The sequence below is a fragment of the Pseudomonas sp. PME37.24/025 genome (assembly GCF_055556615.1).
Map to the genome: position 1 here is coordinate 16,102 of NZ_JBVHNK010000011.1, position 16,372 is coordinate 32,473.

10 protein-coding genes and 1 pseudogene are annotated in these 16,372 nt (G+C 62.6%); 1 reads left to right on the forward strand and 10 read right to left on the reverse strand.

The features are described from left to right. Nucleotides 1-18 precede the first annotated feature (18 nt). Nucleotides 19-1,899, reverse strand: coding sequence for a methyl-accepting chemotaxis protein (locus ACZ3HH_RS20035; RefSeq protein WP_460143884.1), 1,881 nt, complete (start codon nucleotides 1,897-1,899; stop codon nucleotides 19-21). A gap of 206 nt (nucleotides 1,900-2,105) precedes the next feature. Here ACZ3HH_RS20035 and ACZ3HH_RS20040 point away from each other — a divergent pair. Then, a pseudogene (locus ACZ3HH_RS20040) lies at nucleotides 2,106-2,327 on the forward strand (DUF2931 family protein); the annotation flags it as partial. Between the two features lie 165 nt (nucleotides 2,328-2,492). Here ACZ3HH_RS20040 and tagQ read toward each other — a convergent pair. From tagQ to ACZ3HH_RS20085, 9 genes are all read right to left on the reverse strand, one after another. Continuing rightward, a complete protein-coding gene (tagQ, locus tag ACZ3HH_RS20045) occupies nucleotides 2,493-3,422 on the reverse strand; it encodes a type VI secretion system-associated lipoprotein TagQ (RefSeq protein ID WP_465806987.1) in 930 nt (309 codons plus the stop codon). Nucleotides 3,423-3,506: 84 nt separating this feature from the next. Continuing rightward, nucleotides 3,507-5,234, reverse strand: a complete 1,728-nt coding sequence (locus ACZ3HH_RS20050; RefSeq protein WP_465806989.1) for a formylglycine-generating enzyme family protein — start codon at nucleotides 5,232-5,234, stop codon at nucleotides 3,507-3,509. Continuing rightward, the gene (locus tag ACZ3HH_RS20055) at nucleotides 5,227-6,423 is read right to left on the reverse strand and encodes an ABC transporter permease (protein ID WP_465806991.1); all 1,197 of its coding nucleotides are present in this window, start codon (nucleotides 6,421-6,423) and stop codon (nucleotides 5,227-5,229) included. The genes ACZ3HH_RS20050 and ACZ3HH_RS20055 overlap by 8 nt, the downstream gene beginning before the upstream one ends. After that, nucleotides 6,423-7,139 carry an ABC transporter ATP-binding protein gene (locus ACZ3HH_RS20060; protein ID WP_465807423.1) on the reverse strand — a complete coding sequence of 239 codons (717 nt, stop codon included), beginning with the start codon at nucleotides 7,137-7,139 and terminating at the stop codon, nucleotides 6,423-6,425. Before ACZ3HH_RS20060 ends, ACZ3HH_RS20055 begins: the two co-directional genes overlap by 1 nt. After that, a complete protein-coding gene (locus ACZ3HH_RS20065) occupies nucleotides 7,139-10,195 on the reverse strand; it encodes a serine/threonine-protein kinase (protein ID WP_465806993.1) in 3,057 nt (1,018 codons plus the stop codon). The genes ACZ3HH_RS20060 and ACZ3HH_RS20065 overlap by 1 nt, the downstream gene beginning before the upstream one ends. Continuing rightward, a complete protein-coding gene (locus tag ACZ3HH_RS20070; RefSeq protein WP_465806995.1) occupies nucleotides 10,192-10,923 on the reverse strand; it encodes a PP2C family protein-serine/threonine phosphatase in 732 nt (243 codons plus the stop codon). The genes ACZ3HH_RS20065 and ACZ3HH_RS20070 overlap by 4 nt, the downstream gene beginning before the upstream one ends. Beyond that, nucleotides 10,924-11,574, reverse strand: coding sequence for a type VI secretion system-associated protein TagF (gene tagF, locus ACZ3HH_RS20075; RefSeq protein ID WP_465806997.1), 651 nt, complete (start codon nucleotides 11,572-11,574; stop codon nucleotides 10,924-10,926). Then, nucleotides 11,571-15,071 carry a type VI secretion system membrane subunit TssM gene (gene tssM / locus ACZ3HH_RS20080; protein ID WP_465806999.1) on the reverse strand — a complete coding sequence of 1,167 codons (3,501 nt, stop codon included), beginning with the start codon at nucleotides 15,069-15,071 and terminating at the stop codon, nucleotides 11,571-11,573. Before tssM ends, tagF begins: the two co-directional genes overlap by 4 nt. Beyond that, entirely contained in the window at nucleotides 15,068-16,366 is a 1,299-nt protein-coding gene (locus ACZ3HH_RS20085) for a DotU family type VI secretion system protein (RefSeq protein ID WP_465807002.1), read from the reverse strand. The genes tssM and ACZ3HH_RS20085 overlap by 4 nt, the downstream gene beginning before the upstream one ends. Between the last annotated feature and the right edge of the window lie 6 nt (nucleotides 16,367-16,372).

Sequence of the window (16,372 nt, forward strand, 5' to 3'; positions counted from 1 at the left end):
GGTCCAACTAACCAGAAATCAGATCTTGAAACTATCAACCAACTGCTTCAACCGATTGGCCTGCTGGGACAGCGCATCGCAATCCTTCAATGTTTCATTGAGGTTAGCCACGCTCTGCTGATTCAACAGATTGATCTGGTTGACGTCGACGTTGAGGGTTTCCACCACTGCAGTCTGCTCTTCGGTCGCTGCGGCCACCGACTGGTTCATGCCGTCGATTTCGCCGATGCGCTGGGTCACGCTGACCAGTCGCAGACCAGCCTGGTTCGCCACTTCGACGCTCTGCTCGCTGGACACCTGACTGGCGTTCATGGTGGTTACCGCTTCGCGAGAACCGATCTGCAGCGAGCTGATCATTTTGTGGATCTCTTCCGCCGACTCCTGGGTGCGATGAGCCAGGTTACGCACCTCGTCCGCCACCACCGCAAAACCACGACCGGCCTCACCGGCACGGGCCGCTTCGATGGCCGCGTTGAGCGCCAGCAAGTTGGTCTGCTGGGAGATACCTTTGATCACATCGAGAATGTGGCCAATGTTGTCGGTGCTCGCGTTCAAGGTTTCGATCTGCGTGCAGGACAGGCTGATTTTCTGCGACAGCTCAGTCATGGCCAGGATGGTTTTTTCCACCACCTGACGACCGTCATCGGCCTGCTCGCTCGCGCCGCTGGCGTGTTGCGAAGCATCGGCGGCGTTGCGGGCGATTTCCTGGGTGGCGGCGCCCAATTGGTTGATCGCCGCGGCCACACTGTTGGTGCGGGCGCTTTGTTCGTCGGAGCCGAGGATCGAGGCGTTGGACGATGCCATTACCCGTTGCGACAGGTCATGAACCTGTCGGGTCGCCGAGGACACTTCGGAAATCGACGCATGAATCCGCTCAACGAACTGGTTGAAGGAACCGCCCAACTCGCCGAATTCGTCTTTGCTTTCTACCACCAGACGACGGGTCAGGTCGCCCTCGCCCTGAGCGATGTCCTGCATTGCACGGCCCATTGTGGTCAGCGGACGCATCAGCACGCTGATCAGCAGACTCAGCAGAACTGCAATGGCGCTCACGGCGATGAACATCGCGATCAGCGCCGAGGTGCGGAACTGGCTCAGTGGTGCGTAGGCCTTGGCCTTGTCGATCGACAGACCGACATACCACTCGGCATTCGGCAAACCACTTACCGGCGTGAATGAGAGGATGCGGTCCTGCTTGTTCAGTGCTACTTCCTGATTGCCTTTCTCGATGCGGACGCTGGAACCCGGATAGATGTCTTTCAGGTTCTTCATGACCTGATCCTTGTCCGGGCTGACGATCACCTGACCGTCGGCGCTGACGAGGAACGCGTGACCGATGCCACCGAAGTCCACCGAGTTGATGATCTTCACCAGGGTTTCCAGACTCAGGTCGCCGCCGACCACGCCCAGCAGTTCGCCGTTCTTTTTCACCGGCATGGCGATGGTCACCACCAACCCGCCGACCGATGCCATGTAAGGCGGGGTCAGCATGGTCTTGTCGGCGACCACGGCTTGTTTGTACCAAGGGCGCTGACGCGGATCGTAGCCGTCCGGCATCTTCGCGTCAGGGCGCTGGGTGAACACACCATTGGCCTGCCCGACGTAGGTGAACTGGAAGTTCGAGGTGAGGGCAGGTTGGTCGACCAACCCCGGCAGATCGGCATTGGCGCCTTGATGAGCGACGTTCTGGGCGAGGTTTTCCAGGACCAGCACGCGGCCACTCATCCAGTTCTGCACGCTGCTGGCGGTCAGGTCGCCCGCTTGCTCAACGGAAGATTCAATATTTTGCCGAATGGTGTTTCGCTGCAGATAGTCGTTGTACAAAGTGAACAACGCAAAAGCCAGCACCACGACGCCTGAAGCGGCCAGCAGAATTTTATGGCTGAACTTGAGATTCATTTCATGGGACTTCTTATGCAAAAAGTGGGGGTGCGTTCCGGATTGCAACATTCCATGTAACAGCGCAGACGGCATTCTGGAGCCGCTCTACTTTGGTGCACACATGTCTCATCAGTCTGTCGGCACGAGTGGAAAAAATCTTAGGGGTTTGTACGAAAACCGTCAGATACCCGCCGAACGGCGTGGTAGAGCGCCCGATTTCCAGCGTGGTCAACAGTCCTTCGGCTAACCATTTATGTCGATGGTATCGGGGCAAACGGCGGTGGCACCGACTCGCTTTATTCACAAGCAACGGGGCTGGACGAAGCGGGAGGCATGTCACTGGTGCCGATCTGCCTCGGCTAATCTACGTGCGCTGGCAATCCTTGGTAGAACCGCAAACCTGTGAGGCCTGCATCGTCATTCCCGAATCTGCCCGGGAGATCATGCACATTAGCGTTCAGCAGAATGGCGGATGAGCTGCAGTTGCCGGTGTAGCGAGCGCTTGATTATCTGCAAGCGCAGGAGAGGGCGGCGCAGAGCGCCAAGGTGTAGCCAGTACAGATCACTCCCACGCAGAGCGTGGGAGTGATCAAAGACCTACAGCAACTCAATCAAGCATTCGGGCAAGGCACCGGTGCCCAGTCGCCCAGGTCCGGGTTCTTGCACATGCTGTTGACCTGAGTGGTGCCGGCGCTGGCGACCTGCTTGCTTTCATCCTGTTTGACCTTGGCGGTCTGCAGGGTTTTCTCGGTGCTGACCGCTTCTTTCGGCACGGTTGGCAGCACCGGTTTTTTCGCCGGTTTCACCGCTTTCTTGCTCTTGGTCGGCGCCACGACCGGCGTGGTATCGGCGGTTGCCACAGTGACCACGTCAGTGCGCTGCACGCCTACTTGCTGCAGGTCTTTTTCATAGGCCTGGGTGTAGTTGTTCAGGTCTTCGCTGGCTTTACCGTTAACCGCGACGATCAGGTCGTTGGACTCTTTGAGGCCAGCGACGATTTCTGCCAGACGCTTGCGGCCTTCGGTGTCGTTGACGGTCTTGGCCTTGCGGTCGGCGACCAGTTTGGTGAACGCGTTCTGGTAGCACTGCTGCGAAGTCTTGGCGTACGCGGTGCTGCGGTCGATGTCGGCGGTACTTTTGTTGACGTCGGAGGCGTAGGACGCGATGCGCTGGTTGTCATCGGCGATCTGCTTCTGGCGCTCGGTGTAGTAACCGGCCGCGCCGCCCGCCACGGCACCACCCGCTGCACCGATGGCGGCGTTGCGGCCACGGTTCTCAGAGTCGGTCAGGGCGCCCAGCAGTGCACCGCCGACAGCGCCGACGGCCGCGCCAGTGACGACCGACTTGGTCATGTTCGAATCAGTGGCACGCAGGTGCTGCACCGGCTCGTAGCAGTTGGGGTAGTACTCGACCTTGGTGCTCGAGGCGACCTTGGAGGTCGGCGACGTGGCGCAACCGGTCAGTACGGTGCTGAAGCCGACGGCCATCAGCAGCAAGTGACGCTTGGAAAGCGAAGCAAAAGGTTTACGGGAGGAAAGCATAGTTGTGTTCTCTTTTAAGTTTGACCAGCTCAGCACGGCCCACCGCCGCCTGAGTCCCTTCCAAGCTCGCTGTACAACGAACGATCAAGACCGCTGAGCGTTCGATGCGAGCAATTCCTTCAATATCGCCGCCGGGTCGGCTCGTCGTTGCTGACGATAATCACCGACATGGCGAACGAATAACGTTGCGCGCGTTACCAGGCTCTTGCCCAGTACCGGCTTGCGCTCCAACTCTTCCTTGATGCGTTGAAATTGCGCCTGAATCACGGCATCGGTGTAGCGCGTGCCGGTCGCCAGGTTGTCGATATAGATCGCCACCGCGCCGTCCAGCGCGCTGCGGCCATTGTCGATGGCGGTAGCGAACAGCTTGGCGCTGGCCTCGTCCCTGGCGTCCAGGGCCTGCTGGCGACTCTTCTGCAAATTGGTCAGGCGAATGTTGTAGTTGTTGATGGTCTCGGCCACCAGGGCCGCTGACTGGATCAGGTTGCCGGCCGCTTCCTCACGCTGCTGGGCGATGAGCGAGACGTTGCGCTTGAGCTCTTCGTTGACCAGCCCCAATTCGGCTTGCAGGCGCGGGTCGACGCTGGCGGCGATGATGCTGTCCAGGCGTTTGGTCGGGTCCTGGGCGTCGTCGATGGCATCGGTCAGCGAAGCCAGCCGACCTTCTTTCTGCCATTGGGCAAACAGCTCCTTGTAGCGCGAACGTGGCGCCGACAACGCGCCAATCGCGACCCGGAAGCCGGTGGTTTCGTTGCTTTGCTCGGTGCCGTCGGCGGCGAACAGCGGGTACTCGCGACGCATCCCGGTGAACAAGGTGCCCTCGCCTTCCAGGTAATTGCCGCCCTTGACCACGAAGCCGCCGTAGGTGCCTTGGCGGCGTCCGGCATGCACAAGCTGGAAGGACTCCTGGACCATTTCGGCGGCGTTGCCGATCACGTCGAACAGGCCGATGGGGTTTGGCAGTTTGGTACCGATCGGCATCAGACGCGCTGCCTGGCCGGTGCCCCCGGCGACCTGATTGAAGACGGCCCAGTCCGCCAATGGCCCATCGCTTTCGCTGCCTTCCAGACGCCGGGGAAACAGACGCCCTTCCAGGTCCTGACGGCTAACGGCCTGCCCGCCACGGGCAGCAAATTCCCACTCGACCTCGGTCGGCAAGCGTACAAAACCCAGCCCGCCCTCTTCCGCCGAAGTGCCGCGACCACTCACCGGTAGCAGGTCCTTGTGGTATTTCATCAACCAGGCGCTATACACCGCCGAGAAGCGTTCGGCCTCGAATCGCGACAACTTCACCTTGGGCAAACGCCCGGCCATGCCTTGCGGGGCCTCGGCTTGCAATGCCTCGCAGGCCGGCGCCGGCTCGCCGCTGGCCAACGATTGCGCCTGGGCCATGACCTGGGCGTATTGGCGGGCGGTGACTTCGTATTTGCCGATGAAGTAGAGCATCGGTTTGAGCGGGGTCTTGGCGTCCGTCTTGGGCATCAACGGCGTGATGGTCTTGCCCCAATCCTTGGGCAGATCCTTGAGGGTGAATTGGCCGTTGATAAAGTCCCGGCGGTAACCGGAGATGAACGACTGTTGATAACCGGCCTCGCCCTCGCTGAATGGATAGCCGAGGCTGATCTCGCGGTCGTCCAGAGTGCCCTGCGCCAGGATGTAGGCGTAACGGAACACCATTTGCCCTTCGCACGGCAGCGGCAGGCTGACGTCGTCGGGCAACGGCTTGGGGTTGTCCAGTTTGTCGGTGCTTTCATCAGCCCAGACCATGCTGGCCAGGCTCAGCGCCACGGCGGCGCCCAGTAACTTATACATCTCGGATTCCTTCACACGCCTGGATACGCGCCACTCGCCAGCCACCACAGACTGCCGCCACGGCGCTGACGCCGAGCACGGCCGCCAGGGCCAACGCGTAGTGACGCGCCAGCAGATGGCTGGCGTACTCACCCGGCATCTGCGCAAATAAATGGTTTAAACCCGATTGCGCCAGGCCATACAGCCCGGCACTCAACAGGGCGGCAAGGCCGGCGCTGTACAGCGCCTGCACCACCACAAACAAAAGCAACGCCGCCGTGGAAAACCCCAACAGGCGCAACACCGACAACTCTCGGCGCTTGCGCTCGACCGCCGCCAACGCGCCAGCAAAAATCGCCGCGAACGCTCCCGCCAAGGCCAATCCGGCGATGATCCAGAACACGATCGACAGGTTGCGGCTCAGCGATTGCACCTGGGCGATGGTCTGGGCCTGGGTCGAGACCAGCAGATTCTGTGCAGCGAAGTACTGACGCAGCGGCTCGACATCCTTGAGGTTGCGGGCGTACAGGCGAAACGCCGGATACACCCGCTGCTCCGTCACGCCTACCGCATCACCTGGCCAACCGAACGCTGGTACGGCGCGACCATCCCGGTAATCTTCAGCCGCTTCCAGTAACGTCAATGACGCGAACAATCCGTCCCGGGCGAAGGCTTCCAGCGGCAGAACGTGCAGCACCTGGACGCGAGTGCGCTGCGCCTCGCCACGACCAGCCACCTGCCGACCGAAACTGGCCTCCAGCCAGTCACCGGCCTTGGCCCCGAGTTTTTCGGCGGCGGTCTGGCTGAGCAGCACCTGATCCAGCCCTTGGGGCACCGGTAGGCTGCCGAGCAAGGGGTCGTTGGCGGCTGTGGGGATCATTTCGACGGTCACCGTCGAAGCGCCAGCGGTCAGATCCGCCGTCGCGGCAATCTGCCGGGTGCGCGGCAAGGCGAAAGCCACGTCGCTGCGCTGGCTCAATTGTTCGATAAACGCGGCACTGAACCGACCGCCACCCAAGGGAATGATTTCCCGGGTGGCCGGGTCGTTTTCCAAGCCCTCGGTCAAACTGCTGACCAAGCCGAATTTCAAGCCGAACAGCACCAGCAGCGGTGCGACCACCGCCACCAGCGCCAGTACCGAACAAGCCGACAGCCACGCATCGTTGCGGTAATCCTGCCAGGCCAGGGAAGCCACCAGCGCGCTGCGCATCAGCAGGCCTCCCCGAGGATGGCGGTGACACCGCCATCGATGTCGCGATGACAACTGATGCGCCGCACCTGCAAACCGCTGGCGCGGGCCAGTGACTCGTCGTGGGTCGCGACGACGCAGCACACGCCATGTTCGCGGGCCTGGGTCACCAGCAACTGCATCACACGTTCCGCGTTCAGCGGATCGAGGGCGGCGGTCGGTTCATCGGCCAGCAGCAGATGCGGCCCATGGGCCAGGGCGCGGGCACAACTCACCCGCTGCCGTTGGCCGACGGACAAATCACCCGGTTTTTTGCCCAGTTGATCGGCGATATCCAACGCCCCGGCCAGTCGATCCACGCTGCCGTCGTCTTTCAAGCCGAGCAGTTTGCGCGACAGGTCGATGTTGCCGCGCACGTCCAGAAAATCCAGCAGGCCTCCGGTTTGCAGCACGTAGCCCAAGTGCCGGCGGCGCAGGTCCGCCAGGGCACTTTGCGCATCAGCGCGCCACAGCCGAGTAATGTCCGTCCTGGTTTGGCCGAGCGCAAAATCAAACTGCCCGGCCTGATCCGGCGCCAGCACCAGCGCCAGCAAATCGAGCAACGTGCTTTTGCCGCAGCCACTGGGACCGACCACCGCCAATTGTTCACCGGCATGCAGTTGCAGCCGTGGAATCACCAGGCTGTAACGCTGGCTGCCGACGCCCCGGTGTTTGTGCACTGCGCTCATGTTCAGCATCACGGCAGCGTCGACAATGGAACGCGGTACAAGGCATCGCCCGGTTCGGCATCGCCGAAACGCACCCAGTTAGCCAGGTCGTTGTGGAAGGTTTCGTAGAGGCGGATCTTCGAATCCAGCTCGTCGATAAAGTCCTCCTGCTCGGCCACGCTCAGCGAAAGCCACAAATCCTGGGTCATGTTCAACGACTTGCTGCGGTATGGCAGCCCTTCCAGGTACTCACCCAGAACCCCGCCATCGGCCAGGTTGCCACCCTTGCGCAAGGCCGAAGGATCGCGGCTCATGTAGGCACTGGCGCTGGCGATTTCCTGGAAGAAATTCTTCGGTGAGGTCTGGGTCTTGCGGGCGGCATCGACGATCAGTTTCAGCGATTGCTGCAAGTCGTTGAGCTGCAACTTGGTCAACATCACGCACACCTGGAACGCCGGCAGTGCCGGGTTGGTCAGGTCGCGGTCGGCGGTCCAGGCGCTGACCAGTTGCGGCGCCTGGCTGGCGGCTTTACGCCCCAGGAAGTCCATGTGCATCGCGTAGCCGACGGCCGCCGATTTGTCGCTCAGGCTCGGCGCGGCGCTCAGCAGCGGTACGGTTTGCGGCTTGTTGCCACGCACCTGATGCACCAGGTCGGCAAACACCGAACCGATCTCGTCCACCCGCTCACCGAACTTGCGCACATCGGCGCCCGGCACCGGAATGTACAGGTCGCCGATCTGCGGGTTGGCGTCGGCGGTCAGGGTGCGATATTGGCTTTGCGCACCGCCATGGGTTTTCTTGCCGGCATCGCTGAGCAGGTGCAAGGCGTAGATCTTGATCTGCTTGCCCAGCGCGGCTTGGCGCACTTCGGCTTCGTTCATTTGCGTGGCGGCATACGGGTCGTTCTTGCGCAAGGCACCGGCATCGGTGACCAACAGGATCAAGCGCCCGCCATAGCCAGACCAGTCCATGCCCTCGACCGCTTCCATCACACCGGCAAACGCATCTTCGTTGAACGAATGGCTGGAAACCGTAGACGCCTTGACCTGCCGCGCCAGATCCATGAAGCGCTGTGGGTCGCGGCCCTGTTCCAGGGTGATCAAGGTTTTGGCGACGTATTCCAGGCCCGGGGTTTTCTGGGTGCTGCTGCGAAACCCCACCAGGCCGAAGCTGACACTGTCCTGCTCGCCCCGCTCGGCGATGCGGGTTTGCAGTTGGTGTACGACGTCGCGAACCTGATCGATGTAGGGCTGCATGGACACCGTGGTATCAACGACCAACACCACGGCGGTGCGGAATGCGTCGGCGTTGGCGGTGATGATTGGCGTGCTGTTGGCAGCGGCCTTCGGCGCATTGCCGGGGTCGATGGATGCCACGTTCAGCAACTGCACCGACTGGCCGTTCTCATCGAAGCTCTCGCGCGAATCGAAAATCGGCAACAGGTAAAACTGGTTTTGCGGTACCGCGCTCGCAGCCGGTTCCAGGGCCAGTACCTGCTGGTTGTCTTCGCGATTCTGCTGGGCCTTGAGCAGCAGGTTTTTGGCTGCCGACGGATCGGCCAGCAGCTTCTCCACGTCGCCGGGCTGACGCAGGAACATCACCGGCGCACGGCCGGAGCGTTCGGTGAACTTAAGTACCAGGCTTTGCTTCCAGTCGCTGACTTGCGCAGCCGGCAACCAGCCGTCGCTGCGCCCGTCGGTGGCGGCGCCGACACGCAACCACGCGCTGCCATCCACCTCTTTGCGCTGATAGACGTAAAGCACCGAGAACGCCGGCAAGGACTTGTCGGGTGTGGCCCCCGGGTCGCTGGCGAGTTTCGCCCCCGGCTTGCTGAGTACTCGCTGGAACAAGGTTTTTTTGCCGGCCATCAGCAGCGGACGCTGACCGCCATCGACCTCCGTTGCCACGGGGGGCTTTACGGGTGGCGCCACGGTCGGCGGCACACTGGCCGGCGGTGCTGAAACCACCGGCACCTTGGCGTCGGCTTCGACATCACCGGACAGCCACCAATAACCCGCGCCGCCCAAGGCCAGCGCCACGGCTACCGCGACGAAGGCGAGTGCAAACACCGGCCCTTTTCGCTGTTCCGAGACCGTGGACGACGGCGACGGCTTCACAGTCGGCGGAACAGGCTTGTGTATAGGCTTGGATCGAGGTTGTGGCTGCGCGGGGCCAGTCGGTATATCGATGGACACCGGCGTCAGTCCCGCCAGATCATTGCTCACCGCAATCGGCGATACCGCAATTGGCAATGGCCGGATGGTGGTCGCCTCAACCGATTCCCGAGGCAGATTATCCAGCGCCTGCAACAGCGCCGCTGCATCCGGGAAACGCTCGGCCGGATCCTTGGCCAACAGCTTGCGCAGCACTTCTTGATAGCGACCGTGGTGCACCGGCAACTCCGGCAACGGTTCGGTCAAATGCGCCAGGGCCGTGGAGAGTGCGTCATTGCCGGTATACGGCAGTTTGCCGACGAGGATTTCGTAGAGCACCACGCCCAGGGCATAAAGATCGGCCCGGCCATCAATATCCTGGCCGCGCGCCTGTTCCGGGCTCATGTAGCTGGGAGTACCGACGGCGAAACCGGCCTGGGTGAACTGGGTGCGGTCATCCATGGACTTGGCGATGCCGAAGTCTGAGAGCACCGCCGTGCCATCGGCACGGAACAGAATGTTCGCCGGTTTGACGTCGCGATGAACCAGCCCCAGCCCATGGGCGTAGCCCAGGGCCGAGGCGATCTGACGGATATAGATCAGGCCCTGCTCCGGCGTCAGACCGGCGGCGATGCGCTCCTTGAGCGTGCCGTTGGGCAGGAATTCCATGGCCATGTAATACAGCTCACCGACATGGCCGATGTCATGGATGGTGACCGTATGCGGGTGAGACAGGCGCGCCAGGGTTTTACCTTCGCGCAGGAAGCGCTCGCAGAAACTCGGGTCGGCCGCCAGCGCAGCGGCCATGACCTTCAATGCCACCTTGCGTTCCAGCGAGCGCTGGGTCGCCAGGTAAACGCTGGCCATGGCGCCTTCGCCGATCTCATCGCCGATGTCGTAGCCCGGGATCAGAATGTTCGCGGTGAGGCTCATGAAGGCACCTTCACGACGATGACGGTGATGTTGTCCGGAGCGCCGCGCATCAGACCCAGGGACACCAGGCTGCTGGCGATTTCGCCGGGCTCGTCGTGACTCAGCACCTCACTGATCTCATGGTCAGCGATGGTTTTGTTCAGCCCGTCGCTGCACAACAGGTAACTGTCGCCGGGCATCAACAGCAGCTCGACTGTCGCCAGCTCCAGTTGCGCCTCGACCCCAATGGCACGGGTGACAATATTGGCTCGTGGATGCACCCGGGCTTCAGCTTCGCTGAGCAGGCCGCTGTCCTGCAGATCCTGAACGTAACTGTGGTCCCGCGAGATGCTTTCGAGCAGACCGTCACGCAGGCGATACAAGCGGCTGTCACCCGCCCACAGGCAAACCCCGCGCAAGCCGCGCGCCGCCAGCACCACCACAGTGCTGCCCATCATGGTCACGCCGCGGTTGGCGGTTTCTTCACGCACGGCGGCGTTGACCCGCAGCAGGTCGGTTTTCAGCGCCGCGACGTATTCATCCAGCGAGCGGCCCACGGCGATGTTACGCAGACTGTCGACGATCAGACTGCTGACGTAGTCGCCCGCCGCGTGCCCGCCCATGCCATCGGCGACCACCCACAGACCGTTTTCCGGCCGGTCCAGGCAGGCATCTTCGTTAACCTGGCGGACCATACCGACATGGCTCTTGCTTGCAGACTTGAACGTCTTTCCAAGGCTTGGACACATCTACACAACACCTTCTTGGCCGAGCAAAAATTGCGCAAAATCAGCGGCGGCCGGCAAGCCCTGGCACCGCAATAAAGCAGGAGCGATACGCTCCGAACCCCGGCCCCACCACAGGCTTGCGCCTTCGCAGGCCAGTTCGGCAAGCACGGTCATTCGCGCCTTCGGGTCAGTGGCATCAAAGCGATGCAGGCCGGCAAAACGGCTGCTTGGAGCACGTGGCAGGTACGCCGGGCCGCCCAGCGTTTCCAGTCCTGCACCGAAGGCTTCGAAGCTCGCCTCCACGCTCAACGTGCTCAACAGCAATTGCTCAACCTGTTCAAACCAGACATCCGCGCCGCCCACCACCGACGCCGGATCAGCGTCGTGATCCAGCAACACCGCGACGGTCAGCGGAAAATACCGGCCAACCCGATCGATGCTCGGCATCACCACCCCAACGGCGGCCTGCGGCCCACATACACCGGGCCCGAGCATAAAGCGCCACAGCGGACTGACCAGATAGGCATCCAGCCAACGGTCCCCGAGGCTCTGGCTGGCGAGCAAGCCCGCCGCCAGCCACGAATCCCAGGGGCCAATAAAACTCTGCGGCAAGCCACGGCTGACAAAGTCCCCGCGACTGGCCAGTTTTCCATAGAAGCCCGGCGTGCTCATAGACGCTCCGGCAGGCTGAAACCGCTGAGCACACGGCTCTTGAAGGGGTTGAAGGCGCTGTTGGCCCGCAGCTCATAAGAGACGCTGGCGCCATCGACCCGCAGCCGCAGGTTGAAGCGGTCCGGCGAGTTGCCGGCGGTCAGGTCCGACTGCTCCAGCAGACGGAACCAGGCCCAAGGCCCGTCCAAAGTGATGCCCGAACGACCGCTGGCTGAAGGCGGCATGATCGAGATCCGCACCACGCCGATGCTGCCGGGGTTGGGCCATTGCATGGAGGTGGGGCGGCTCGGGCCGTGGTCGTAGCTCAATTGCTGGCCATCGAGATCGAGCAAAAACTGGGTGATGGTGGCGTCCATCGCCACGGGCTTGAGTTCGAAGCGCACCATCGGCTGGGTGCCGCCGGAACGGAAAAACGCATCCCGGATGGTCGCTGCCCGCTGGAAGGTTTGCAGCACGCCCGGGGCGATGCCGAGCTTCTGTGCGGCACCCGGTTGCCAGCGCCAGGCCTGGGTCGAGGTATCCACGTACGGCTGCAGGTATTTGCGGAAGTAGTTGTCCATCACCCCGCCTACGCCGAAGAACTGGCCGAAGTCGTCCAGGGTTGCGTCCCGCGCACTGCCGGGCGACATCGGATAACGCCCGGCCAGGGACTGGCGATAGATGTTCAGCACTTCGCTGGTCCAGGCCGCGTTCAGTTGATTGCGTACCCCGCCCATCATGCTGTTGGTGGTGGAGTTGACCACCGACTTGACCAGGCCCTGCACCAGCGGCGGCTGACGTTCGGCGTTGAGGCTGACCCGTGTCGCCGCCGCTGCGGCCTGGTTCTTGGCTTCGCCGAGCAAAGCGTCGCCGCTGGCGCCGACCATGGCGCTGACCTGCACATACAGGGCGTTCATGTCGGCCAGCAGGCCGTCGATAGCCGCCGGCTCGCCTTCGTTTTTGCTGACGATGCTGTTGAGTTCGGCAAAATGCGCGGTGATGGGATCTTCACTGGCATCCGGGGTGTTTTGCGTCGCCTGCTCCTGGCCGAGCAAGGTGCCCAAGCGCTCCTTGAGCTTGTCGACCCCGCCTTCCACCGGCGCGCCCTTGGCGGCCAGCAGGCGTTCTTCCTGTTGCAGGTCGGTTTCCTTCGCCACTGCTACCAGCAGTTTTTTCAACGGCGAGGTCGGGCCGGAAATCACCCGCAGCACATCGGCGGCCTGGGCCACGCTGGTGATCGGCACGAAGTCGATATCGGCCAGCAAGGCGTCCCACTGGCGCTGGTAATCCTGGAAATACAGACGGCGCACATCGGCGGCCAGGCTGGCGACGTTCTGTTGTTCTGCCTGGTCGCGACCGAGCACCCACTGCTCCTCGGCCAAGGTACCGGTCTGGCTCAGGCTGGTGAGCAAAAACCCTTGACGGTAACCCTTGGCGGTGAAGAAACCACTCAAGGGTTCGCCCAGCGGCTTGCCGCTCTTGCGGCTGAACACCAGCGCGGCATCACGCCCGGCCGCCTCGTTGATCCGAAAATCCGGGATGCCGTCCGGCAGTTTCTGCCGCTTGACCCGGTCATAGACGCGCTGGGCCACCGGCAGCTGCTGCAACTGTCGGCGCAGGTCGTCGATCAGGCGCGGGTCCAGACGTGCGGTGGGTGGATGGCGCTCAAACAGTGCCTGCAAATGCTCCCCGAGGGCAGCGCGCTGCTCGGCCGGCAAGTCGCGCGGCAGGCTGCGATCCCAGTCCAGGGCGATCCACGCCTTGATGAAGTCGGCATCGTAATGCTCGCCGTCGGCGAGCATCAGGTAGGCCTTCAAGCCTTCGTAAAGGAAGTCCGAATTGCCGCCGCCGTGCAGTTGCTCTTCGATGCGCGTGAGCAAGCGTGGCGCGAAGACCGCGATCAGCAGCTTGCGATAGACGCTGCCAGACTCGGCTTCAAGCATGTTGCCCTGATACAGGCCCAGGCCTTCGGCCCAGCTCGGCGCATCGTCGGCCAAGTGCTTTACCGCGTTGAGCAAGGGCAACACCGCCAGCACGTCCCGTTGTGCCGGGCTGAGGTTCTGCACGGCCTGGCCCAGGGGCGCAACTTTCTGATCGACTTGCGCGATATACGCCTGGTTGGCGCGGTAGCTGACCCACCACAAGGTCCCGACCACCAGCACCAGGGCCACGGTCGAGGCCAGCACGCCCCGGGCAATCCACTTGCGCCGACGTTCGACTTTCGGATTGACCCCCACCAGCCCACGCTCGGCAAAGGCCACGGCGCTGAAGAGTTTTTCAATGAAGTAACTGCGCCCGGTGCCGTTCTGGCGCGCCAGATGCTGGCGGTCCAGGTTCATGCTCTGGGCCATGGAGCCGATCAGCCGGTCAATCGGGCTGCCTTCCTGGGTGCCGCTGGTGAAATACACACCGCGCAACAGCACCCGCTCTTCAAAGGCGTTGGGTTTGAATACGCCCTCAAGGAAGCTTTGCAGGCAATCTTTCAACGCGCCGAACTGTTGCGGGAAGCCGTAGATCAGATCGCGCCGCGCCGGGTCGCGTTCCTGTTGCAAACGCTCCACCAAACGATCGTTGAGGCGCTGTTCCAGGCCGGTGAATTCGCTTTGCAGATGGGCCAGCGGGCTGTCATTGTTTTTGCCGTCGTCCAGGGCAAAGGTCATACCCCAGACCTGGACCCGCTCTTCCTTGCTCAGGGTATCGAAATACTCCATGAACCCTGGCACCAGATCGAGCTTGGTCAGCATCAGGTAGATCGGAAAGCGCACGCCGAGTTGCGTGTACAGCTCCTGGATACGCAGGCGGATCGCGGCGGCATGGGCGGCGCGCTCGGCGTCGCTGCCCAGCAGCAGATCGGAGAGGCTGATGGCGATAAACGCGCCGTCGATCGGGCGTCGGGCCCGCTGTTTTTTCAACAGGCCGAGAAAACCCAGCCACGCCGCTTTATCGACTGTCGCGTCGCTGTCCTGGGTGGTGTAGCGCCCGGCGGTGTCGAGCAGCACGGCCTGATCGGTAAACCACCAATCGCAATTGCGCGTGCCACCGACGCCACGGACCGCCCCGGCGCCCAACTGCGCCGCCAACGGAAAATGCAGCCCGGAATTGACCAGCGCCGTGGTCTTGCCCGAACCCGGCGGGCCGATGATCACGTACCACGGGAGTTCGTACAGGTTACGACGCTCGTCACCGCCCAGTTTGGCTTTCTTCAACAGCGCCAAGGCTTCGTCCATGCGCTGGCGCAGGGTTTCGAGTTCTTCTGCCGTCGCGATACTGGTCGGGTCCGGCGGGGTTTGCGCCGCCAGGCTGCGCATCACTTCAGCGGCCTGACGCCGGGCCTGGATGATGCGAAACACCCGATAGGCGATCCACACCGCGAATACCAGAATGATCAGCGCCCAGCGCCGGCCTTCGGGCACCAGGAACTCGAGCAGCGGCCCGACAAACCAAATGATCAGGCTCAGGGCAATCAACCCCAGCAACGGAATGACCCAGCGGATGATAAAACTGAAAAACGCCTTCACTCGACCCCCTCCGCCAACACTGTGATTTCGACCCGACGGTTGCGTGCGCGGCCCTCTGTAGTCGCGTTCGAGGCCAACGGTTCGGTGTCGCTGCGGCCTTCGGCGCTGAAGCGTTCAGGCTGGCCGGTTTTGGCCGAAAGGATTTGCAGCACCGAAGTGGCCCGCGCCTCGGACAAGGCCCAATTCGATGGAAACCGCAAAGTGGCAATCGGGCGATTGTCGCTGTGGCCGGTCACCCGGACCTGACCCTTGACCTTGCGAATGGCATCGGCGATGCGCAGCATCAGCGGCTGAAAATTGTCGACGATGCTGGCGCTGCCCGAAGCGAACAGTTCATCGCCACGGATGGTCACCACTGAACGGTCAACGGCGTCTTCCACCGCTATCCGCCCAGCCTTGATTTCATCGGCAAGAAAGCCCGCCAGGCGTGGACGCTCGATCAGTTTCGGTTGCACCACCGGACGGTCGATGGCCTGCACCGGGATCTCACCCAGCGCATGGATATTTTTGAACACCGGCTCGGCATCGGCGGCCAGTTTCAAGCGCAGACCAAACAGCAGCGCCAGCAGCAACGCCACGCCGATGGCCACGGCGATCCATGGCGGCATGAATTGCGCCAGCCGGTCGCGGGCCACGGTGACGCCGCGCCAATGGGGCGACAGTTCACGCTCATAATCGCCACGGGCACTGCGGATAACCGCACTGGTGCGTTCACGCAAGGCTTCCAGTTGGCTGCGACCGTCGTTCATGACCCGATAACGCCCTTCGAAACCCAGGCACATGCACAGGTACAACAGCTCCAGCAGATACAAGCGTTCGCGGGGGCTTTGCAGGCAATGTTCCAACAGCTGGAACACCTTCTCGCCGCCCCAGGCTTCGTTGTGCACGGTGATCAGCAGGCTCTGTTTGCCCCAGTCGCTGGCACCACCCCACGGCGTACTCAACACCGCTTCATCCAGGGCCGTGCATAAGGCGTAACGGGCCAGCAACACATCGTTGCGCACCACGCCGGCAGCCTCGGCGCGCTCCTCGAACTGGCGCAGGTAGGCCAGTAATTGCGCCCGCAGACTCGCCGGCGCCGGATGGGCAATGGTGTTGCGCAAGCGAGTCAGCAAAGCCAGCAACGGGCCCGCGGCGCTCTCCAGGGGGTTGAGACCTTCGGCCGTGCCGATCAAAAGCGGCGCGGCCGGCATCGAAAGCGGCGCGGCCTGGGCGCGACCAGCCTCCGGGCGGACCGGGTCGGCACCACGGCCACCGGGTGTCGGCATGAATTGGGTACGATCGTCGTTGCTCATTGCGGT